The 21,646-nt window shown below is 71.7% G+C and carries 16 protein-coding genes; 12 read left to right on the top strand and 4 right to left on the bottom strand.

Translation table 11 applies throughout. The annotated features are described in order from the left end of the window. Nucleotides 1-64 precede the first annotated feature (64 nt). On the top strand, nucleotides 65-1,552 hold the full coding sequence (locus ACFYXE_RS08820) for an SDR family NAD(P)-dependent oxidoreductase (protein ID WP_361170312.1): 1,488 nt from the start codon (nucleotides 65-67) through the stop codon (nucleotides 1,550-1,552). A gap of 19 nt (nucleotides 1,553-1,571) precedes the next feature. Here ACFYXE_RS08820 and ACFYXE_RS08825 read toward each other — a convergent pair whose 3' ends face one another. Further along, nucleotides 1,572-2,408: an SDR family oxidoreductase gene (locus ACFYXE_RS08825; protein WP_389310425.1), complete on the bottom strand. Its 837-nt coding sequence runs from the start codon at nucleotides 2,406-2,408 to the stop codon at nucleotides 1,572-1,574. A gap of 215 nt (nucleotides 2,409-2,623) precedes the next feature. Between ACFYXE_RS08825 and ACFYXE_RS08830 the strand changes: the two genes are divergently transcribed. The 4 genes from ACFYXE_RS08830 to ACFYXE_RS08845 all read left to right on the top strand — a co-directional run bounded on the left by ACFYXE_RS08830 (nucleotide 2,624) and on the right by ACFYXE_RS08845 (nucleotide 7,980). Continuing rightward, the gene (locus ACFYXE_RS08830; RefSeq protein WP_361170318.1) at nucleotides 2,624-2,797 is read left to right on the top strand and encodes a hypothetical protein; all 174 of its coding nucleotides are present in this window, start codon (nucleotides 2,624-2,626) and stop codon (nucleotides 2,795-2,797) included. Between the two features lie 259 nt (nucleotides 2,798-3,056). After that, on the top strand, nucleotides 3,057-4,982 hold the full coding sequence (locus ACFYXE_RS08835) for a family 20 glycosylhydrolase (protein ID WP_389310428.1): 1,926 nt from the start codon (nucleotides 3,057-3,059) through the stop codon (nucleotides 4,980-4,982). Between the two features lie 34 nt (nucleotides 4,983-5,016). After that, nucleotides 5,017-6,612 (top strand): alpha-L-fucosidase, encoded by a 1,596-nt coding sequence (locus ACFYXE_RS08840; protein WP_389310430.1) that lies wholly within the window; start codon nucleotides 5,017-5,019, stop codon nucleotides 6,610-6,612. A 426-nt stretch (nucleotides 6,613-7,038) separates the two neighbouring features. Continuing rightward, nucleotides 7,039-7,980 carry a nitroreductase/quinone reductase family protein gene (locus ACFYXE_RS08845; RefSeq protein ID WP_389310432.1) on the top strand — a complete coding sequence of 314 codons (942 nt, stop codon included), beginning with the start codon at nucleotides 7,039-7,041 and terminating at the stop codon, nucleotides 7,978-7,980. Between the two features lie 80 nt (nucleotides 7,981-8,060). On the opposite strand, the gene ACFYXE_RS08850 is transcribed toward ACFYXE_RS08845, so the two are convergent. Next, nucleotides 8,061-9,110, bottom strand: a complete 1,050-nt coding sequence (locus ACFYXE_RS08850; protein WP_389310434.1) for a LacI family DNA-binding transcriptional regulator — start codon at nucleotides 9,108-9,110, stop codon at nucleotides 8,061-8,063. A gap of 268 nt (nucleotides 9,111-9,378) precedes the next feature. Between ACFYXE_RS08850 and ACFYXE_RS08855 the strand changes: the two genes are divergently transcribed. The 5 genes from ACFYXE_RS08855 (at nucleotide 9,379) to ACFYXE_RS08875 (ending at nucleotide 17,134) form a co-directional block, all read left to right on the top strand. Next, a complete protein-coding gene (locus tag ACFYXE_RS08855) occupies nucleotides 9,379-10,677 on the top strand; it encodes an extracellular solute-binding protein (protein ID WP_389310436.1) in 1,299 nt (432 codons plus the stop codon). 44 nt (nucleotides 10,678-10,721) lie between these two features. Then, nucleotides 10,722-11,687, top strand: coding sequence for a sugar ABC transporter permease (locus ACFYXE_RS08860; RefSeq protein ID WP_361170337.1), 966 nt, complete (start codon nucleotides 10,722-10,724; stop codon nucleotides 11,685-11,687). A 107-nt stretch (nucleotides 11,688-11,794) separates the two neighbouring features. After that, nucleotides 11,795-12,616 carry a carbohydrate ABC transporter permease gene (locus tag ACFYXE_RS08865; RefSeq protein ID WP_361170394.1) on the top strand — a complete coding sequence of 274 codons (822 nt, stop codon included), beginning with the start codon at nucleotides 11,795-11,797 and terminating at the stop codon, nucleotides 12,614-12,616. A 37-nt stretch (nucleotides 12,617-12,653) separates the two neighbouring features. Next, nucleotides 12,654-13,931 carry a glycosyl hydrolase gene (locus ACFYXE_RS08870; RefSeq protein ID WP_389310438.1) on the top strand — a complete coding sequence of 426 codons (1,278 nt, stop codon included), beginning with the start codon at nucleotides 12,654-12,656 and terminating at the stop codon, nucleotides 13,929-13,931. 185 nt (nucleotides 13,932-14,116) lie between these two features. After that, the gene (locus ACFYXE_RS08875) at nucleotides 14,117-17,134 is read left to right on the top strand and encodes an alpha-mannosidase (RefSeq protein ID WP_389310440.1); all 3,018 of its coding nucleotides are present in this window, start codon (nucleotides 14,117-14,119) and stop codon (nucleotides 17,132-17,134) included. Between the two features lie 27 nt (nucleotides 17,135-17,161). Here the strand turns inward: ACFYXE_RS08875 and ACFYXE_RS08880 are convergent, their stop codons facing one another. Both ACFYXE_RS08880 and ACFYXE_RS08885 read right to left on the bottom strand, forming a co-directional pair. Further along, a complete protein-coding gene (locus ACFYXE_RS08880) occupies nucleotides 17,162-17,872 on the bottom strand; it encodes a hypothetical protein (protein WP_389310442.1) in 711 nt (236 codons plus the stop codon). A 156-nt stretch (nucleotides 17,873-18,028) separates the two neighbouring features. Next, nucleotides 18,029-18,739 carry a FadR/GntR family transcriptional regulator gene (locus tag ACFYXE_RS08885; RefSeq protein WP_361170349.1) on the bottom strand — a complete coding sequence of 237 codons (711 nt, stop codon included), beginning with the start codon at nucleotides 18,737-18,739 and terminating at the stop codon, nucleotides 18,029-18,031. 199 nt (nucleotides 18,740-18,938) lie between these two features. Between ACFYXE_RS08885 and ACFYXE_RS08890 the strand changes: the two genes are divergently transcribed. Then, nucleotides 18,939-20,021 (top strand): sugar ABC transporter substrate-binding protein, encoded by a 1,083-nt coding sequence (locus ACFYXE_RS08890; protein ID WP_389310444.1) that lies wholly within the window; start codon nucleotides 18,939-18,941, stop codon nucleotides 20,019-20,021. Further along, nucleotides 20,018-21,643: a sugar ABC transporter ATP-binding protein gene (locus ACFYXE_RS08895; RefSeq protein ID WP_389310446.1), complete on the top strand. Its 1,626-nt coding sequence runs from the start codon at nucleotides 20,018-20,020 to the stop codon at nucleotides 21,641-21,643. The genes ACFYXE_RS08890 and ACFYXE_RS08895 overlap by 4 nt, the downstream gene beginning before the upstream one ends. Nucleotides 21,644-21,646 lie beyond the last annotated feature (3 nt).

Here is a 21,646-nt window from a genome sequence, read left to right on the forward strand (position 1 = left end):
GCTTTTGGAGCTTCCGCGGACGACCAGATGCGCCGTGGCACGGAATGACACGAGGACAGCGGCGATGACGGTGACAGACGAAAGCCACGAGGGGGCCGTGACCCACGGGCCCGGCATCGACCCGGACCGTCTCGCCGTCTGTCTGAGCGTGCTCGACGAGCTGGACAAGCTCGACGTCGACCACCCGGACGCGATCGCCGTGCGCCGTGCCACCGCCGGGATCTACCGCACCGTGAAGCAGCGCCGCCGCCAGGAGCGCCGCGCCGCCAAGACGGCCCACGACAAGGCCGTCACCGAGGCCACCGCCACCGGCTCCGCGCAGCGCATCGACGACGAGACCGAGGGCCTGCTGCCGTCCTCGCAGACCCAGGAGGGCCGGATCGCGGGGATACTCCAGCGCCCGCGCTCCTGCTACACCTGCAAGACCCGGTACGTGGAAGTCGACTACTTCTACCACCAGCTCTGTCCGGACTGCGCCCGGCTGAACCGCGAGAAGCGCGACGCCCGCGCCGACCTCACCGGCAAGCGCGCCCTGCTCACCGGCGGCCGCGCCAAGATCGGCATGTACATTGCGCTGCGGCTGCTGCGCGACGGCGCCCACACGACGATCACCACCCGGTTCCCCAAGGACGCCATCCGCCGCTTCAAGGCGATGGACGACTCCGCGGACTGGCTGCACCGCCTGGAGGTCGTCGGCATCGACCTGCGCGACCCGGCGCAGTCGGTGGCCCTCGCCGAGCAGGTCGCCGCCGCGGGCCCGCTCGACATCCTGATCAACAACGCGACGCAGACCGTGCGCCGGCTGCCGTCCGCCTACGCGGCTCTGGTCGACGGCGAGGGCGCGCCGCTGCCCGCGGGCGAGCTGCCCGCCCACTCCGTCATCGGCGCCTTCAACTCGGGCGCGGTCGACGGGCTCGCGGCACTGCCGCTGGGCACCAGCGGCCTGGACGCGCAGAAGGTCGCCGACCTCGCGCTCGTCGCGGGCAACGCGAGCGTCGCCCGGCACCTCGACGGCACCGCCATCGACGCGGGCGGCCTGGTCCCGGACGTGGTCGACAGCAACACCTGGGTGCAGACCATCGAGCAGATCTCCCCGGTGGAGCTCCTCGAGACCCAGCTGTGCAACTACACCTCGCCGTTCATCCTGATCAGCGCGCTGCGCACGGCCATGGCCGACGCCGCGAAGAAGGCGTCGAGCGGCCGGGCCTACGTCGTGAACGTCTCGGCGATGGAGGGCGTCTTCGGCCGCGGCTACAAGGGCGCGGGCCACCCGAACACGAACGCGGCGAAGGCCGCGATGAACATGGTGACGCGGACCAGCGCCCAGGAGATGTTCCAGAGCGACGGCATCCTGATGACGTCGGTGGACACCGGCTGGATCACCGACGAGCGCCCGCACTACGACAAGCTGCGGCTGGCCGAGGAGGGCTTCCACGCCCCGCTCGACCTGATCGACGGCGCCGCCCGCGTCTACGACCCGGTCGTGCGCGGCGAGGCGGGCGACGACCTGTACGGGATCTTCCTGAAGGACTACGAACCCGGCAAGTGGTAGGAGCGGGGGCCGACAGGCCTCAGCGGGCTTCGGGGCCCGTCGTACGCAGGCGCTCGTGCACCGCGTACGACGGGCCCCCGCCCGTCGCCGCCGCCCGTACCCGCGTGCCGCCGTCGACGACGAGGTCCGCGCCGGTGATCCACGCGGCGGCGTCGGAGACCAGCCAGCACACGGCACGCGCCACGTCCTCCGGCTCCCCGATGCGCCCCAGCGGCAGTCCGGCGGCCACCTGCTCCTCGGCCCCCGCCCAGACGAAGCGGGCCATCTCCGTGCGGACCAGGCCGGGGGAGACGGAGTTGACCCGCACCGACGGGGCGAGTTCGCCCGCCAGCTGGGCGGTCAGGTGCAGCAGCGCGGCCTTGCTCGTGCCGTACGCGCCGACGTTCGGTCCCACGTGTCCGGCGCCCTCCGTGCAGATGTTGACGACCGCTCCGCCGTGCTCCGCCAGGCCGGCGCGCCAGGCGAGTTGGGTCAGGCGCAGGGCCGCGTCGACGTTCACGGCGAAGGCCGTGCGCCACTGGTCGGGGTCGACGTCCATCAGCGGGCCGTAGGGCACGTTCGTCGCGGCGTTGTTGACCACGACGTCCAGCCGCCCGTACTCGCGCACGGCGAGGTCCACGCACGCCTCCAGATGTCCGGGTGCTGAGACGTCGCCCGCCCGGCCCACCGCTTTCGCGCCAGTCGCGCGCAGTGCCGCCACGGCGGCCGCGACCCCGCCCTCGTCACGCGCGGTGACGACGAGGCGGTGCCCGGCCCGGGCGAGGGCTCCGGCGGTCGCGAACCCGATCCCACGCGAGGCGCCCGTCACCAATGCCACGCGTGGTGTCTCTCCGTCATGGCCCGTCTGGTCCTTCATTGTCCGGAATCAGCCCCCAGCCTCCAAGCCCCATCGAGCGAGGCTCTGCTCATTTGGTTAATCTAAGGCGAACGGGCAGCCATCGGGGAGCCACAAACCTCCCTCGGCCGCCCCGGGACAGGCCGGCGACCACGGCCGCGGTCCCGCCAGAGACCGGCGCCACCGCGACCGAACTGCCCCTGACCTTCCCGTTACGCGACACAAAGGAGTGCGCGGTGACACCAGATCTGACGAAGCACGAGAAGCGACCGGCGGAACGCGGCGGTGAACGGGCCGCCCGGCCCCAGAAGCTCCGCAACCTGGAGGCCTGGGCCAAGGCGGCCCCGATCCGCCTGGCCGGCTACGAGGACGACCTCGCCGAGCCGCACATCCTCCCCGGTATCGACTGACCCGGCGCCCGCCCGGTGCCGCGGCGGTACCGAACCGGTCCGCTTCGCCCCCGTGCCCCCTGCCCCTCCCGGTGGCAGGGGGCACGGGTGTGTTCCGTCGTCGCTTCGGCCGGGACGGCGGCGGGGTTCGTCCGGGAGTCATCCGAGGGGTCGGTGGAGGACCCGGCCGGGACGGGGAGAATCAGCGGCGCAAATGTCCAAGTCCTCGTCGGGTGCGATGCATTGACACCCTCATGGGGCGCTTGAATCATCGGACCTCATGACCGAACTGCGTTCGCTCGCCCCGGACCCGCCCTCCTCTGCGCACCGGCCGTCCCGCGGGCCGTGGCCGGCCAGGGTGCGGGGAATCGTCTCCGCCCTCCTGCTGCTCGCGGCCGCGGTCCCGGTCGCCGGGGCCGCCGCACCGGCGAGGACCCCCGACGTCCCGCTGACCGTCCCCGCGCTCACCGACTGGACGCCCGCGACCGGAAGCTACCGCTACGGGCCCGGATCCCGGATCATCGCCCGCGACCCCGCCTCGCGCCGCGTCGCCCACACGCTCGCCGAGGACCTGCGGGCGGCCGGGAAGGGCCGCCCGGTCCTGTCCCGCGGGGCCGCCCACGCCGGGGACATCGTCATCGACGTCGACCGGGCGCGCGAGCCGCTCGGGCGCGAGGGGTACGAGCTCCGGGCCGGCCGCCGCCTGGAGATCACCGGGGCCCGCGAGGCCGGCGCCTTCTACGGCACCCGGACCCTCCTCCAGCTCCTCGCCCGGGGCGACCGCGTCCCGGCCGGACGGACCGTCGACGTGCCGCGCTACGAGGAGCGCGGCGTCGGTGTGTGCGCCTGCTACGTCCACATCTCCACGCCGTGGCTGGAGAACCTCGTGCGCGACATGGCCTACCGGAAGCAGAACCAGCTCCTCCTGGAGCTCAAGGTGAAGAGCGACCGCCACCCCGAGGCCAACTCCTGGGGCTACTACACCAAGAGCGAGCTGCGCCGCCTGGTCGCGCTCGGCGAGAAGTACCACGTCACGATCGTCCCGGAGATCAACTCCCCCGGCCACATGGACCCGTGGCTGGAGAACCGCCCCGACCTCCAGCTCACCGACTCCGACGGGAAGCCGCAGCCGTCCCGCCTCGACATCACCAAGGACGCGTCCTTCGCCTACTACACGAGCCTCGTCGACGAGTACGCCGAGGTCTTCCCGGCACGCACCTGGCACATGGGCGCCGACGAGTACATGCTCGGCTCCGACTTCGCGAAGTACCCGCACGTCCTCGCGTACGCGAAGAAGAAGTACGGGAAGAACGCCACCCCGCAGGACGCGTTCATCGACTTCGTGAACCGCGTGCACGCGCACGTGACGGGCAAGGGCAAGCACCTGCGCATCTGGAACGACGGCCTGACCGGCGACAACACCGTGCCCGTCGCTCCCGGCACGACCGTCGAGCACTGGCTCGACGTGCCGACGAAACCCAGCCGGCTCATCGCGCAGGGCCACCCGGTCATGAACGCGGCCTACTCCCTCTACCTCGTACGGGGCGGCTTCCACACCGACACCGAGAAGCTGTACGAGCAGCGGTGGGACCCGCGCACCTTCGAGGGCGAGAAGCTCGCGTCGCGCGACGGCATCACCGGCGCGAAGATCAGCCTCTGGCCCGACGACGGCCGCGGCGAGACCGAGAACGAGGTCGCCGCCGCGACGGCACCACCCCTCGCCCACATCGCCCAGGTCACCTGGGGCGCCGCGCACCCCGACCCGACGTACGAGGCGTTCACCTCCCGGGCCCGCGCCGTCGGCCCCGCACCCGGGCTGCACGACCTGACGGAGGTCTCCGTCCCCGACGGGACGTACACCCTGCGCGACACCTCGGGCCGCGCCGGACCCCGCGGCATCCGGATCGGGCACACCCCCGACGGCTACGCGACGCTCACGTCCACGACGAGCGGACGATGCCTGGAGACGCGCAGCGGCAAGCTGACGCTCAACGTGCCGCTGCAGCCCGGCAGTTCCGTCACCGAAGAGGCCTGCGACGCGAAGAACACCCTGCAGCGGTGGCAGCTCACCGAGGTGCGGGGCGGCCACCGCCTCACCAACGCGATCACCCGCATGGCCGCCCACGTCACGCAGGACGGACGGCTCGTCCAGTACCCGGCCGACCAACGCACCCCCACCGTCTGGGCATTGACCCCCGACGCCTGACCGTGCCACGCCCCCACGAAGGAGATCGGCCCCCATGACCGTCAGCAGACGCCTCTTCATGGCCGCCGCCGTCACCACGGCCGTCGCCGCGTCGAGCACCTCACTCACCCCGCCCACCGCGACGGCCGCCACCCGGCCCGGCGGCGCGGAGCCCCCGTACCGCATCCGCGTCGACCCCGGCGACACACCGGCCACCCTCGTCGACAAGGCCTCCCAAGTCCGGCCCACCGCACGGCAGATCGCCTGGCAGAAGCTGGAGCAGACCGCCTTCCTGCACTTCGGGGTCAACACCTTCACCGGCCTCGAATGGGGCACCGGCGACGAGGACCCGGACGTCTTCCAGCCCCACGAACTCGACACCGACCAGTGGGCCCGCGCCCTGCGTGACGGCGGCTTCCGGCTCGCCATCCTCACCGTCAAGCACCACGACGGCTTCGTCCTCTACCCCTCGCGCTACACCGGGCACAGCGTGGCCGGCAGCAGCTGGCGCGACGGCAAGGGCGACGTGCTGCGCGCCTTCGCCGACTCGCTGCGCCGGTACGGCATCAAGGTCGGCGTCTACATCTCGCCCGCCGACGAGAACCAGTACCTCGACGGTGTCTACGCCAACGGCAGCAAGCGTGCCGCCCGCACCATCCCCACCCTGGGGCCCGACGACGACCGGGCGGGCCGCGAACCCCGCACCTTCACGCTCGACGCCACCGACTACGGCGCCCACATGCTCAACCAGCTCTACGAAGTCCTCACCGAGTACGGCCCCGTCGACGAGGTGTGGTTCGACGGGGCCCAGGGACGCATCCCGCCGGACAAGGTGGAGACGTACGACTGGGACAGCTGGTACGCGCTGATCCGCGCGCTCGCCCCGGCCGCCACGATGGCCGTGCGCGGCCCCGACGTGCGCTGGGTCGGCAACGAGGGCGGGCTGGCCCGCGAGAACGAGTGGAGCGTCGTCCCCGTCAAGGACTCCGGGAACGGCAGCGTCGACTACGCCCTCGCCTACGACGCACCCGACCAGGGCAGCCGCGAAGCACTCGCCGAGGCCCGCACGGTCGCCCAGTACCTGCAGTGGTGGCCGGCCGAGTGCGACGTGTCCATCCGGCCCGGCTGGTTCCATCACGACGACGAACAGCCCAAGACCGTCGACGAGTTGACCGACATCTGGTTCCGCTCGGTCGGACGCAACTCGGTGCTGCTCCTGAACATCCCGCCGGACCGGCGCGGTCTCCTGCCGGACGCCGATGTGGCACGGCTGCGCGCGTTCCGCGAGCGGATCCGGCGCGAGCTGCCCGCCGACCTCGCCGCGGGCCGGGGCCCGCGGCACGACCGTGCGGCCGGTACGGTCACCGTCGACCTCGGGCGGGCGCGCGAGGTCGACCGCATCCGGCTCGCCGAGGACATCCGGCACGGCCAGCAACTGGAGCACGCGGTCGTCGAGGCCCGGGTCGGCGACGCCTGGCGGACCGTGACCGAGGTCGACACGGTGGGCGCGAGCCGCGTCCTGACGCTCGCCGCCCCGGTGACGGCGCGGCGGTGGCGGGTGCGGGTGACGCGATCGCGGCGCACGGTGCGGATCGCGCGGTTCGGGCTCTACCGGTCGCAGGTGACGCCGGACCCGCGTCGGGACGAGTAGAGCCGCGTTGACATGAGGGGGAGCGGGTGACTGTAATGGTGCTCGTGCCGCGTGGCGCCGACCAAAGAGCAGTGGGCAGGTCGGCGGTCCGGGCGAGCACCTTCACTCGAGGACGACGCCGATGAATACGTCGTGAGTTCAGTGAGCCAGTGAGTCAGTGAGTTCGGTGAGTTCACCCGTCAGGGCTCCCGAGGCCTTCGCCTGATCCGTGCGTCCGTGCGTCCGTGCGTCCGTGCGTCCGTGCACCCATGCGCCTATGCGTGCGCGTCCGCTCCGTGCGTCCGTGCGCGTCCGTCGTACGGCCTGCGCGCACCGCGGATCCTCGGTGCCCTCGTGCGCCCCGGCCACACCTCTCGCCGCGCCCTCCCCTTCCTTCACCGCGCCCGGCGCGGTCCCGAACACCCCGTACGGAGATCCGACACCGTCATGCCCACACCCTTCAACCAGTCCGTCATCGACGAGTTCCGAGCCCGCGGCGGACAGGTCGGCGGCCCCTTCGAGGGCGGCGACCTGCTGCTGCTCACCACCACCGGCGCCCGGTCGGGCAAGCGGCACACGACCCCGCTCGGCTTCGTCCGCGACGGCGACCTGCTGCTCGTCGTCGGGTCGAACCTCGGCGGGCCGCACCACCCCGACTGGTACCACAACGTCCTCGCCCACCCCACGGTGACCGTGGAGCTCGGCACCGAGGAGTTCGAGGCCGTCGCCGTCCCCGCCGAGGGGGAGCGCCGCGACCGGCTCTTCGGGCGGGTGGTCGACACCGAGCCCGGATACGGCGACTACCAGGCGGGGACCGGCAGGCTCCTGCCGGTCGTCGTCCTGGAACGGCCCGCGCACGAGGCGGACATCCCCGCGCAGCCCGCGAACTTCGCGGACAAGATGATCCAGGTCCACCGCTGGCTGCGCGGCCAGCTGCGGCACGTGCGCGCGGAGACCGACGCGTACTTCGCCGGGCTCGCTGCCCACCGGGGGCCGGGGGCGCCTCCGCAGCCGGGCCTCGGCCTGCAGATCCGCCAGCACTGCCTGGCGTTCTGCGACGCGCTGGAGTTCCACCACACCGGCGAGGACGCGCACCTCTTCCCGACGATGGCGGGCTACCACCCCGAGCTGCGCGACACCTTCGACCGGCTCGCCGAGGAACACCGCACCATCGCCCGCATCCAGGGTCGACTGGCCGGGCTCCTCGCACACGTCGGGGAAGCGGAACCGACCCGATTCCGCGCCGAACTGGAAGCAATGTCCGACGAGTTGACCGCACACCTCGACTACGAGGAGGAATCCCTGCTGCCGATCCTCGCGACCCTCCCGTGGCCTCCCGCACCCCCGGGCAGCACACCCGAGGACGGACCCGGAGCCCACGAAGGCTGAGCCGAAGCACTCGAAGCACTCGAAGCACTCGAAGCCCGCGATCTCCGCGACCCGCCGCACGGCCCGGTCGGGGACCCGTTTCAGCCCCTGACCGGGCCGGTGCTCTCCCGTTCGATCAGCCGTGGCAGCGGTACCTGGACCGTCGCCGCGGGGCCGTCGTCGAGGAGGGCGAGGAGTTCGCGGGCGGCCGTGCGGCCGAACGACACCGTGTCGCGGGACAGGGCCGTCAGCCACGGGTGCACCATGCGGCACAGCGCCGAGTCCTCCCAGGCGACGACGGACACGTCCTGGGGGACCGCGTAGCCCAGGGAGGTGGCGGCGGCGACCCCGGCGACGGCCATCACGTCGTTGTCGTACACGAGCGCCGTCGGCGGGTCCGCGGACTCCAGGACGCGCCGGGTCACGGCGGCGCCCTCCGCGTCCGAGTAGTCCGTCGTCACCGAACGCACCCCCGACAGGCCCCGGCCCTCCGCCTCCACGCGGAGCGTGCGGATGCGGCGCTCGGTGTGGGCGAGACCCTCCAGGCCCGCGATGTGCACGATGCGGCGGTGCCCGAGGGCGTGCAGATGGCCCACGACCGTCGCCATCGCGCCCGCGTCGTCCGCCCACACCGTGGAGAGCCCGGGGTGTCCGGCGTCCGGGTCCGGCACACCGCCCGTCACCACCGCCGGAAGGCCCAGCTCGTCGAGGAGCGCCGGCCGCGGGTCGTCCGTGCGCGGGTCCACCACCAGGACGCCGTCCACCCGGTGCTCGGCCCACCAGCGGCGATAGACCGCGCACTCGGCGTCCACGTCCTCCACCACCTGGAAGAGCAGGCCCAAGTGCCGCTCCGCGAGGACCTCCTGGATGCCCGAGATGAGCTGCAGGAAGAACGAGTCGACGCCCAGGGTCGCCGCGGGGCGGGCCACGACCAGGCCGACCGTCGCCGAGCCCTCGCCGGACAGGGCACGCGCGGCCGTACTGGGCCGCCAGCCCAACTGCTCGGCGACCCGGCGGACGCGGTCGCGGGTGATGGCGGAGACGCCGGGCCGGTCGTTGAGCGCGAAGGAGACGGCGCTCTCGGAGACCCCGGCGCGGCGCGCGATGTCCTTCATGGTCGGCCGGCGCGCCGGTGACCGCTTGCCTTGCACCCGTTGCCCCTTTCCTGGCTCCCGGATACTAATGCGCTTGAGCTGTCAGACTCTAAAGCGCATTAGTCATCTGCCGCAACCCTGCCAACAGGCGCTTCTGACCTGCGGTGTTGGTCGGACGATCGACCGATCTTCGCATTCTTTTCCCCGAATCCATTGACTTTGCTCCACCGTTCCATGCAGGGTCTGCCTCGGCGTGGATTGCCCGACTCGGACGGTTGCAGTCACCGCCGTCTCACGCTGGGCCGAGCAAAGGAGCCGTTTCACCGTGCGTATCTCCCGTATCCCCCGCAGAGCGGTCGCCGCAGGCGCCGTCCTCGCCGTCCTGCTGCCGCTGAGCGCCTGTGGCGACGGAGGTGACGACAGCGGTTCCCCGGACGCGTCGGGCAAGATCGAAGGCAAGATCACCTTCCAGACCTGGAACCTGAAGGCCAACTTCAAGCCCTACTTCGAGGGCCTGGTCGACGAGTTCGAGAAGAAGTACCCCGGCACGAAGGTCAACTGGGTCGACCAGCCCGGTGAGGGCTACGCCGACAAGATCAGCGCCGACGCCGCCGCCGGCACGCTGCCGGACGTCGTCAACGTCTCGCCCGACCTGGTCGCGCCGCTCGCCAAGGCGGGCATCGCCCTCGACCTCGGCAAGGCGGCCGGCAAGTACGAGAAGGAGTACCTCCCCGGCGCCTGGAAGAGCCACCAGATACCGGGCACGGACGGCACGTACGCCTTCCCCTGGTACCTCAACACCGGGCCGCTCTTCTACAACAAGCGCCTCTTCAAGGACGCCGGCCTCGACGGGAGCAAGCCCCCGAAGACCTACGGCCAGCTCTTCGACGACGCCCTGGCGCTGGCGAAGAAGAGCGACGGCAAGGTCGCCACGCTCGCCAACGTCCCCACCATCGAGGACTTCGGCCGCTACGGCGTCCCGTTGATGAACAAGGAGGGCACCGGCTTCACCTTCAACGACGCCAAGGGTGTCGAACTCCTCACCAAGTACAAGACGTTGTACGACGCGAAGGCGCTCGACGGGCAGGCGCTGACCGCCACCCCGGAGTCCACGGGCAAGAAGTTCCTCACCGAGGCCGTCGCCATGAACCCGGGCAGCGCGCTGGACCTGGAGAAGTTCAAGAAGGACGCGCCGAAGCTCTACAAGAACATCGGCATCACCCCGCAGATCAGCAACACCGGCAAGGACAACATGTACGTGATGGGCGTGATGGTGAACGCCCGCACCAAGCAGACCCCCGCCGCCGTCGCCTTCGCGCACTTCGTCACCGACGCCCGGCACCAGATGGAGTTCGCCAAGAAGGTCGCGATCTTCCCCAGCACCCAGGGCTCCCTGGACGACCCGTACTTCACCGAGCAGGACGGCAAGGAGGAGACCCGGGTCCGGGTCGCCGCCGCCCAGTCCATCAAGACCGCGGTCAACTACACCCCGGTCCTGTTCAGCGAGCAGATGAAGGTCGAGCTGCGCAACGCCGTCGCACGGGCGCTGCAGGGCAAGGAAAGCCCGAAGGAAGCGCTTGACAACGCTGTCAAGAACTGTGACCGACTGCTCCAGCAGAGCTGAGCGCCGGGCGCCGGGCCGAGAGTCATGACCAGGGAACGTCAGCCATGAAAAGCACCACGAGCAACCGAGCCCCGAGCAGCCCGGACGCCCCCGCCGCCCCCGTCGCGGCGGCGGGCGGCCGGGGCCGCGCGGCCACGATCAGACGCCAACTCCCCACCAGCCCATGGCTGTTCGCCGCACCCGGACTGGTGATCGTCGCCGTCTTCATCCTCTATCCGTTCCTCAGCACGCTCAACAACGCCTTCACCGACAAGCGGACGCTGCTGCCCGGCGAGTACGTGGGCCTGGCCAACTTCCGTGAGCTGCTGCACGACGACATGTTCTGGATCGGCCTGCGCAACAGCACGATCTACGTCCTCGTGGTCGTCCCCGCGCTCGTGCTGCTGCCCCTGCTGCTCGCGATGCTCGTCCAGAAGCACATCCCCGGCATCACCTTCTTCCGGTCCGCCTTCTACACCCCGGTCGTCGCCTCCATCGTCGTGGTGGGCCTGATCTGGGTGTGGATGCTGGACGAGCGGGGCCTGGTGAACGCCGTCCTGGAAGCGGTGGGCGTCGGCAAGGTCGGCTTCCTCAGCGACCAGTGGCTGCTGCTGTTCAGCGCCATGGCCGTGACGGTCTGGAAGGGCCTCGGCTACTACATGATCATCTATCTCGCGGCGCTCGCCAACGTGCCGCGTGAGCTCCACGAGGCGGCAGCGGTCGACGGCGCGGGGGCGTTCCGCCGCTTCCTCACCGTCACCGTGCCCGCCGTGCGCTCCACGATGGTCCTGGTCGGCGCACTCTCCTCGGTCGCCGCCTTCAAGGTGTTCTCCGAGGTCTATCTGATGGCGGGCCCCACCGGCGGCCCGGCGGGCGAGGACACCACGCTCGTGATGCTGGTGCAGCGCGTCGGCACCGGACTGACCGGACGGGTCGGCTACGCCTCGGCCATCTCGGTCGTCGTCTTCGTCGTCACCGTCGCACTGATGCTGCTCGTGCTGCGGGCGGACCGGAAGGAGGACGCCTCGTGAGCACCACCGAGAGCGGGACCCGCGGCCGGGACGCCGTGCGCCCCGAGCGCGGCGGCCGCGCCAGGACCGGCCGCCGCGGGCGGCCCACCGACGGGAACGGCCGCCGGATGCCCGTGTGGGAGATCGTGCTGCGCTACGGACTCCTGCTCGCCGTCCTCGCGCTGATGATCGGCCCGTTCCTCTGGCAGCTTTCCACGTCCCTGAAGGGGCCGCACGAGGACATCTTCAGCTCCCCGCCGAAGTTCCTGCCCTCCGACCCGACCTTCCACAACTACGAGCGGGTCGCCGACACCATCCCCGTCTGGGACTACGCGCTCAACTCCCTGAAGGTCGCCGCCGCCAACGTCGTCACCAACTGCGTCGGCGCGACGCTCGCCGGATACGCCCTCGCCCGGCTGCGCTACCGGGGCCGCAAGGCGGCCACCGTCGTCTTCATCCTCGCCATGCTGGTGCCCGTCGAGGGCATCATCATCGCCCAGTTCACCACCATGCGTGAGCTCGGCCTGAACAACACCCTCATCGGTGTCCTGCTGCCAGGCTGCGTCTCCGCGCTCAACGTCCTGCTGATGCGCAACGCCTTCCTCAACGTGCCCTACGAGATCGAGGAAGCCGCGTTCGTCGACGGCGCGAACGTCTGGCAGCGGTTCCTGCGGATCGCGCTGCCCGCGGTCAAGGGCACCCTCGCGGTCGTCGCGATCTTCGCCTTCATGGGCGCCTGGGACGACTTCCTGTGGCCCCTGATCGTGCTCAGCGACCCGAACCGGTTCACCCTCACCATCGGCCTCAACTACCTGCACGGCACGTTCGCCAACGACGAGCGCCTCGTCGCGGCCGGCACGGTCATCGCCGTGCTCCCGCTGATCGTCCTCTTCGCCTGTCTGCAGCGGTACTTCTTCCGCGGGGTCGGCGAGGGCGCCGTCAAGGGCTGAGCGGCCCACCCGAACTCTCCAGAACCAGGATCCGCACTTGCCTTCCGCATCGCCTTCCCCCACGCCCCCGGGCCCGACCCCGGGCACCCCGCGCTTCGGCGCCAACTACACGCCCGCCCAAGGGTGGTTCCACCACTGGCTCGACTTCGACCTCGACGCCGTACGCGCCGACCTCGACGCGATCGCCGCGCTGGGCCTCGACCACATCCGCGTCTTCCCGATCTGGCCGTACTTCCAGCCCAACCGCACCCTGATCCGCCCGCGCGCCGTCGACCAGCTGGTCCAGCTCGCCGACGCGGCCGCCGAACGCGGCCTCGACGTCAACGTCGACGGCCTCCAGGGGCACCTGTCCAGCTTCGACTTCCTGCCCGCGTGGACGCAGACCTGGCACCGCCGCAACATCTTCACCGACCCCGACGTGGTGTCCGGACAGGCCGAGTACCTGCGCACCCTCGCCGCGGCCCTCGCCGACCGGCCGAACTTCATCGGCATGACCATCGGCAACGAGATCAACCAGTTCTCGGCGGGCCCGCACCCCGACCCCGACCGGATCACCCCGGAGCAGGCCGAGACCTGGCTGCGCACCGTCCTCGCCGCGTGCGCGGAGGGCGCCCCCGGCAAGCTGCACCTGCACGCGGAGTACGACGCCGCCTGGTACCAGGACGACCAGCCGTTCACCCCGGCGCAGGCCGCCCGGCTCGGCGCCGTGACCGCCGTGCACTCCTGGGTGTTCAACGGCACGGCCCAGCGGCACGGGCGGACCGGGGCGGCCACCCGCGGCCATGCGGCGTACATGATCGAACTGTCCAGGGCCTGGGCGGACGACCCCCGGCGGCCGATCTGGCTCCAGGAGGTCGGCGCGCCCGCGCCCCTGATCCCCGCCGAGCACGCGGCGGCCTTCACCGAGGACACCGTCGCGGCGGCGCTCGACTGCCAGGACGTGTGGGGCGTGACGTGGTGGTGCTCCCACGACGTCTCGCGCGACCTCGCGGACTTCCCCGAGCTGGAGTACAGCCTCGGTCTGCTCACCAACGACGGCAAGGTCAAGCCCGCGGGGGCGGCGATCGCCCGGATCGCGGAGGAGTGGCGCGGGCGGGCGTACGCGCCGGCGGTCCGGACCACGGCGGTGGTCGTGGACGACGCTCCCGGGCGGCGGTCCGAGTGTGCCCCCGGCGGGGTGGTCTTCGAGGCGTTCGCCCGGCTCGCGGCGGACGGGGTGCGGCCGACGGCCGTCCTCGCGAGCCGGGCGTCCGATGCGGGGCATCTTGCTGCGCGGGGCATTCGCGACGTATTGCTGCCGCGGGATGTCGGGTAGGCGCTCCGGCGGCTGACCGCCACGGGGCTCCGCGTGTCGGGTGGGCGCTCCGACGGCCGACCGCCACGGGGCTCCGCCCCGGACCCCGCTCCTCAAACGCCGGAGGGGCCAAATGTGTGCCCGGTTCCTCCGAGGCCGGAGGGGCCGGATGTGTCCCATCGATCGATCCAATCGGGAGAACCCTCATGCATGACGACCGCACCCTGGTCGAAGCCCGCCTCAAGCGCGTTCTGGACGAGCGCATCAGGCCCGCCGTGTACCCCGCTTCCGTGCCGCTCGACGTGGCCGTGTGGAACGCGCCCGGCGAGCCCGTTCCGGTGAGTGAAGGGCTCGCCGCCGAGCCCTCGCCCACCGCGGTCGGCGAGCGCTGGGGCGCGCCCTGGGGGACCAGTTGGTTCCGGGTGACCGGGACCGTGCCCAAGGAGTGGGCGGGCCGGACCGTCGAGGCGATCCTCGACCTCGGCTTCGACGAGAACATGCCCGGATTCCAGTGCGAGGGCCTCGTCTACCGCCCCGACGGCACGCCCGTGAAGGGCCTCAACCCGCGCAACCAGTGGGTGCGGATCGCCGCCCCCGCCGAGGGCGGCGAGGAGGTACGGCTGCACGTCGAGGCCGCGTCCAACCCGGTCATCCTCGACTACCACCCCTTCCTGCCCACGCAGCTGGGCGACAAGGAGACCGCGGGCGGCGAACCCCAGTACACGCTGGAGCGCATGGACCTCGCCGTCTTCGACGAGACGGTGTGGCAGCTCGTCATCGACCTGGAGGTCCTCGGCGAGCTCATGCAGGAGCTGCCGGAGAACTCTGGGCGGCGCTACGACATCGTGCGCGCCGTCGGCCGCGCCCTGGACGCCGTCGACCTCCAGGACGTGGGCGGCACCGCCGCGGCGGCACGCGCGCTCCTGGCGGGCGTGCTCAGCACCCCCGCCGAGCCCTCCGCGCACCGCATCAGCGCCGTCGGCCACGCCCACATCGACTCCGCCTGGCTGTGGCCGCTGCGCGAGACGGTGCGCAAGGTGGCGCGGACGACGTCCAACATGACCGCGCTCATCGAGGACGAGCCCGACTTCGTCTTCGCCATGTCGCAGGCCCAGCAGTGGGCGTGGATCAAGGAGCACCGCCCCGAGGTGTGGGCGAAGGTCAAGAAGGCCGTCGCCGACGGGCGGTTCGTGCCGGCGGGCGGCATGTGGGTCGAGTCGGACACGAACATGCCGGGTTCGGAGGCGATGGCCCGTCAGTTCGTGCACGGCAAGCGGTTCTTCCTCGACGAGTTCGGCGTGGAGAACGACGAGGCATGGCTGCCCGACACCTTCGGGTTCGCCGCCGGACTGCCGCAGATCATCAAGGCGGCCGGCTCCAAGTGGCTGCTCACCCAGAAGATCTCCTGGTCGCAGACCAACCGCTTCCCGCACCACACCTTCAACTGGGAAGGCATCGACGGCACCCGCATCTTCACGCACTTCCCGCCCGTCGACACGTACAACTGCTCGATGAAGGGCAGCGAGATCGCCCACGCGGCGAAGAACTTCAAGGACAAGGGCGTCGCCCGGCACTCCCTCGCGCCCACCGGCTGGGGCGACGGCGGTGGCGGCACCACCCGCGAGATGATCGCCAAGGCCGCCCGCCTGCACGACCTGGAGGGCTCGGCGACCGTCCGCTGGGAGACACCCGAGCAGTTCTTCGAGAAGGCCGAGGCCGAGTACCCGAACCCGCCCGTCTGGGTCGGCGAGCTCTACCTGGAGCTGCACCGCGCCACGCTCACCAGCCAGGCGGGCACCAAGCAGGGCAACCGCCGCAGCGAGCACCTGCTGCGCGAGGCGGAGCTGTGGGCCGCGACCGCCGCCGTGCGCGGCACGGAATTCGTCTACCCCTACGAGCAGTTGGACCGCATCTGGAAGACGGTGCTGCTCCACCAGTTCCACGACATCCTGCCGGGCTCGTCGATCGCCTGGGTGCACCGCGAGGCCCGCGCGACCTACGCGGCGCTCGCCCGGGAACTGGACGGCATCATCGGCGCGGCGCAGCGCGCCCTGGCCGGCGAGGGCTCCGGCGCGCTGGTCTTCAACTCCACGCCGCACACCCGCGACGGCGTCCCCGCGGGCGGCGCCCGGAGCGCGGTGGTCGAGGGCCAGGCGGCGATCGCGACCCGCGCCGGGGGCGGTTTCGTCCTCGACAACGGCCTGCTGCGGGTCGAGATCGACGGGCGCGGCCTGGTCGTGTCCGCGTACGACCTGGTGGCGGGGCGGGAGACCGTGGCACCGGGGCAGGCGGCGAACCTGCCGCAGATCCACGCCGACTTCCCGAACATGTGGGACGCGTGGGACGTCGACGAGTTCTACCGCAACACCGTCACCGACCTCGTGACGGCGGACACGGTCGAGGCGGGCGAGGGCGCGTCGGTCCGGGTCGTGCGCACCTTCGGCGCCTCCCGGCTCACCCAGGTGCTCTCGCTCAGCCCCGGAACCCGGCGCCTGGACATCGACACCGAGGTCGACTGGCACGAGACGGAGAAGTTCCTCAAGCTGGCCTTCCCGCTGGACATCCACGCGGAGCGCTACGCGTCGGAGACCCAGTTCGGGCACTTCTACCGCGCCACGCACACCAACACGAGCTGGGAAGCCGCCAAGTTCGAGGCGTGCAACCACCGCTTCGTGCACATCGAGGAGCCGGGCTGGGGCGTCGCGCTGGTCAACGACTCGACGTACGGCCACGACGTGACGCGCACGGTCCGTACCGAGGACTCCGGCACGACCACCACGGTCCGGGTCTCCCTGCTGCGCGCCCCGCGCTTCCCCGACCCGGAGACGGACCAGGGCGTGCACCGCTTCCGGCACGCCCTGGCGCCGGGTGCGGCGATCGGCGACGCGGTGCGCGAGGGCTACCGCATCAACCTGCCCGAGCGCCGGGTGACCGGCGGCGCCGACGTGGCGCCGCTGGTGACGGTGGACGACGACGCCGTGGTGGTCACGGCGGTCAAGCTCGCCGACGACGGCAGCGGGGACGTGGTGGTCCGCTTCCACGAGTCGCGCGGCGGGCGGGCCAAGCCCACCCTGACGGCCGGGTTCACGGCGGCCTCGGTCGCCGTGACCGACCTGCTGGAGCGGCCCCTCGACGGGGTGGCGGCACCGGAGCTCGCGGCGGACGCGGTCACGGTGACGCTGCGCCCGTTCGAGCTGGTCACGCTGCGGTTCACGCGGGGCTGACGCCGCGCGGTGCGGCCCCCGCCGCCCTCACCCGTCGGCCCGCAGCCACACGCGCAGCGGGCCGACGGGCGCGAACCCCTGGCGGAGCGCGGCCGCCAGGTCGTCGCCGTGCTCGTACCCGACGACGGGCACGCCCGGCCACAGCCGGTCGGTGGCGGCCAGACAGGAGCGCCAGGCGGCGTCCGGGCCGGCGTCGGCCGTGAAGAGGTTGGAGACGCCGATCACCGAGGCGGCGGGGTAGGCGACGGCACCCGCCGTGATCCGCCCCGCGGACGTGTCCGCGAGGAAGACCGCGCCGTCGTCGAGCAGCACGGGCCGGAAGAGGCCCTCGCTCTCCGCCCCGCCGCTCCAGGCGCTCTCCCAGGCGGACAGCCGCTCGGCCCCGACGGGCCGCCAGCCCTCCGCGCCGGGTGCGCCGCCCGTCGCCGGGCGGTGGATCCACTGTGCCGTGAAGAGGGCGTCGAAGCCGGCCGCGGAGAGGTCGAGCGAGCCGAAGCTGTCCTTGACGCTCGCGCCGGACGACGTGAGATCGATGCGGCCCGGTACGTCCTCGGGCACCACGTCCGGGGAGAGCGTCACGGCGTCGGGGTAGAGCGGGGGAGTGCGGCGCGGGCTGGCCCACACCCCCGCCTTGATCTCGCCGGGCGTCCCGTGGGAGCGGCAGACGGCGTCGCACCAGGCGACGTTGTTGTGGACGGCGGCGGTCAGGGGTGAGGCGGCGCGCGGGTCGGTGATCACGCGGGGATGGTGTCAGACCCGCCCCGGACGCGTCGCCCTTATTTCGTTCCCGTCACCGCCGCCCGACGTCCCCGGCTCATCCGCTGAAGTACGTTGCCTACGTCTCCTCGCCGGTACACCCGCGAGGTCCCGTACACCCGCAAGGCCCCGTACGCCTCACCCGTCCAACTGCGCGCGCAGCCATTCCTCGACCTCGCCGACGTGCGCCGCCGCGGCGGCACGGGCCGCCTCCGGGTCGCGGGCCACCAGTGCGCGGTGGATGCGGGCGTGCTCGCGGCGGGTGCGTTCGAAGGCGCCCTCCTCCTGGTAGCCGCGCCAGACCCGGGCGCGGAACGTGCGCGAGGACAGGCCCTCCAGGATCGCGGCCATCGTGTCGTTGCCCGCGGCGAACGCGATCGTGCGGTGGAACGCCAGGTCGTGGGAGAGGATCTCCTCCGGGTCGTCGGTGGCGCTCATGGCCGCCAAGTGCTTCTCGACGTCGGCCAGTTGGTCCGGAGTGATCCGCGCGGCCGCCAGCGCGGTGGCGGTGGACTCCAGGACCCGCCGCACCTCCAGGAGCTCGACCAGGCGCGGGCCGCGCGACAGGTCCGCCACCACCCCGAAGGTCTCCAGGAGATCCCCGGCCTCCAACTGCGTGACGTAGATGCCCGAGCCGTGCCGCGCCTCCAGGACGCCGAGCACGGTCAGCGCGCGGATCGCCTCCCGCATCGAGCTGCGCGAGATGCCCAGTCGCACGGCCAGGTCCCGCTCCGTGGGCAGGCGCTGGCCCGGTTCGAGGCGGCCCTCGCCGATCATCGCCTTGATCTGCTCGATGGCCCGCTGCGTCACGGTGCCCTTCTGCGGGGCGGACTGCTCTGGCTGGTCCACGTAACGCTCCTCCACTGGCCGGGTGCGCCGCAGTCTAGTCAGAGATGTGGTCCGACCACTACGGCCGGAAACCGCGAAAAGTCGACGACGAGGGGTGTTGTGGGCCGCAAGTGGTCTGATAAATATTCGCGTCAGCAGGTCCTGGAAACCGCTTGATCACCCCCGATCCGTTCGCTCTCCATCGATGAGGAGCCGTCAGATGGCCGGCAGGAAAGTGCGCAACAGGCCCAGCAGGACGCGGACCTCGCGGGCGGTGCGCGGCGCGGCCGCGGCCGCCTGCGCATCCCTCGTGCTCGCCGCGTGCGGGAGCACGAAGGACACCGCGGCACCCGGCGGCGAAGGAGGCGGAGAGGGCAAGGTCGGGGTGGTCCTGCCCCTGCTGACCTCGCCGTTCTGGCAGTCGTACAACGACTACGTGCCGAAGATGGCCACGTCCGAGGACGTCGACGCGATGAAGACCGTCAACTCCAACAGCGACCCCTCGCAGCAGATCACCGACATCAACAACCAGCTCAACCAGGGCGTGAAGGGCCTCGTCGTCGCCCCGCTCGACAGCGCCGCGATATCCGCCGGACTCGACCAGGCCGAGCGCAAGGGCGTCCCCGTGGTCGCCGTCGACGTCGCGCCCGAGAAGGGCAAGGTCGCCATGGTCGTCCGCGCGAACAACGTCGCGTACGGCGAGAAGGCCTGCGACTACCTGGGGAAACAGGTCAGGACCGGCAAGGTCGTGCAGGTCATGGGCGACCTCGCCTCCGTCAACGGCCGCGAGCGCTCCAAGGCCTTCCGCGACTGCGTGAAGAAGAAGTACCCCGCGCTGAAGGTCCTGGAGATCCCCGCCAAGTGGGAGTCCGACACGGCCGCGGCCAAGCTCGACACCCTGCTCAACTCGAACCCCGACATCAAGGGGATCTACCTGCAGGCGGGCGGCGTCTACCTCGCGCCCACCCTGCAGACCCTCAAGTCGAAGGGACTGCTCAAGACGGCGGGCCGGAAGGGCCACATCACCGTCATCTCCAACGACGGCATCCCGCAGGAGTTCGACGCGATCCGCAAGGGCCGGATCGACGCCACCGTCTCGCAGCCCGCCGACGCCTACGCCAAGTACGGCATGTACTACATCAAGGCCGCGATGAACGGGAAGAAGTTCAAGCCCGGTCCCACCGACCACGACTCCGAGATCGTCGAGCTGCCCAGCGGCATCCTGGAGGACCAGCTGCCCGCCCCGCTGGTCACCAAGGAGAACGTCGACGACACCAAGCTGTGGGGCAACACGGTCAAATGAGCATGCCGACGACCACGCCCCCCACCGGCCGGCCCGGGACGCCCCCGCTCGTCGAGGCGTCCGGCATCGTCAAACGCTACGGACCCACCGTCGCACTGCGGGACGGCCGCCTGACCGTCCTGCCCGGCGAGTCCCACGCCCTCGTCGGCCGCAACGGCGCGGGCAAGTCCACCCTCGTCACCGTCCTCACCGGGCTCCAGGCGCCCGACGCCGGGACGGTCCGCTTCGACGGCGAACCCGCGCCGCCCCTCGCCGACCGCGACGCCTGGCGCCGCAAGGTGGCCTGTGTCTACCAGAAGCCCACCGTCGTCCCCGAACTGACCGTCGCCGAGAACCTCTTCATCAACCGGCAGCCCGAGGGCCGCGGCGGCATCATCAGCTGGCGCAGACTGCGCACCGAGGCCGCCGGGGTCCTCGACACCTGGGACGTGCGCGTCGACCCCGAGGCGCGCACCGCCGACCTCACGGTCGAGGACCGCCAAATGGTCGAGATCGCCCGGGCGCTGAGCTTCGGAGCGCGCTTCATCGTGCTCGACGAACCGACCGCACAGCTCGACAACCGGGAGATCGAGCGCCTCTTCACCCGGATGCGCGCCCTGCAGGAGTCCGGCGTCACCTTCCTCTTCATCTCGCACCACCTCCAGGAGGTGTACGAGGTGTGCCAGACCGTCACCGTGCTGCGCGACGCCCGCTGGATCACCAGCGCCCCCGTCGCCGACCTGCCGCGCGGCGCCCTCGTGGCGGCCATGGCCGGCGAGGTCATCGCCGAACAGGCCGAGGCCGAACGGGCCGTGGCGCGCTCCGGGGTCCCCGCCGACGCCCCGGTCATGCTGGACGTCAAGGGCCTGACCAGCCCGTCGTACGCCGACATCGACCTGACCGTCCGCACGGGCGAGGTCGTCGGCCTCGCCGGATCCAGCGGCAGCGGCAAGATCAACCTCGCCGAGAGCTTCGCCGGACTGCACACGCCGACCGCGGGCACCGCCCACCTGGACGGCAGGCCCCTGCCGTTCGGCGACGTCACCGCGGCCCTGCGCGCCGGGGTCGGCTGCGTGCCGCGCGACCGGCACGGCCAGGGCCTCGTCTTCGGCATGAGCATCGGCGACAACGCCACCATGAGCGTCCTCGACCGGCTCGGCCGGCACGGCTTCATCGGCACCGACACCAGGCGCCGCTTCGCCGATGACCTCATCGCCCGCCTGGACATCCACGCCGAAGGCCCCGACCAGCCCGTCTCGGACCTGTCCGGCGGCAACGCCCAGAAGGTCGTGATGGCCCGCGCCCTCGCCTCCGACCCCCGTCTCCTCGTCCTCATCAACCCGACCGCGGGCGTCGACGTGAAGTCCAAGGAGTCCCTCCTCGCCCGCATGGACCACGCCCGCGAGGACGGCACCGCCGTGCTCGTCGTCTCCGACGAACTGGACGACCTGCGCCGCTGCGACCGCGTCCTCGTCCTCTTCCACGGCCGGATCGTCGCGGAGCACGCGGCGGGATGGACCGACCACGACCTGATCGCGTCGGTGGAAGGCGTCGGCCGGACCGGCCCCGGCGAGCGCACGGGGAACCACGCGACAGACCCCCACCGGCCCGCGGCCGCAGAACAAGGAGAGAACCGTGGCTGACAC

Origin of the sequence: Streptomyces sp. NPDC002564 (assembly GCF_042889645.1) — a bacterium.
GTDB lineage: Bacteria > Actinomycetota > Actinomycetes > Streptomycetales > Streptomycetaceae > Streptomyces.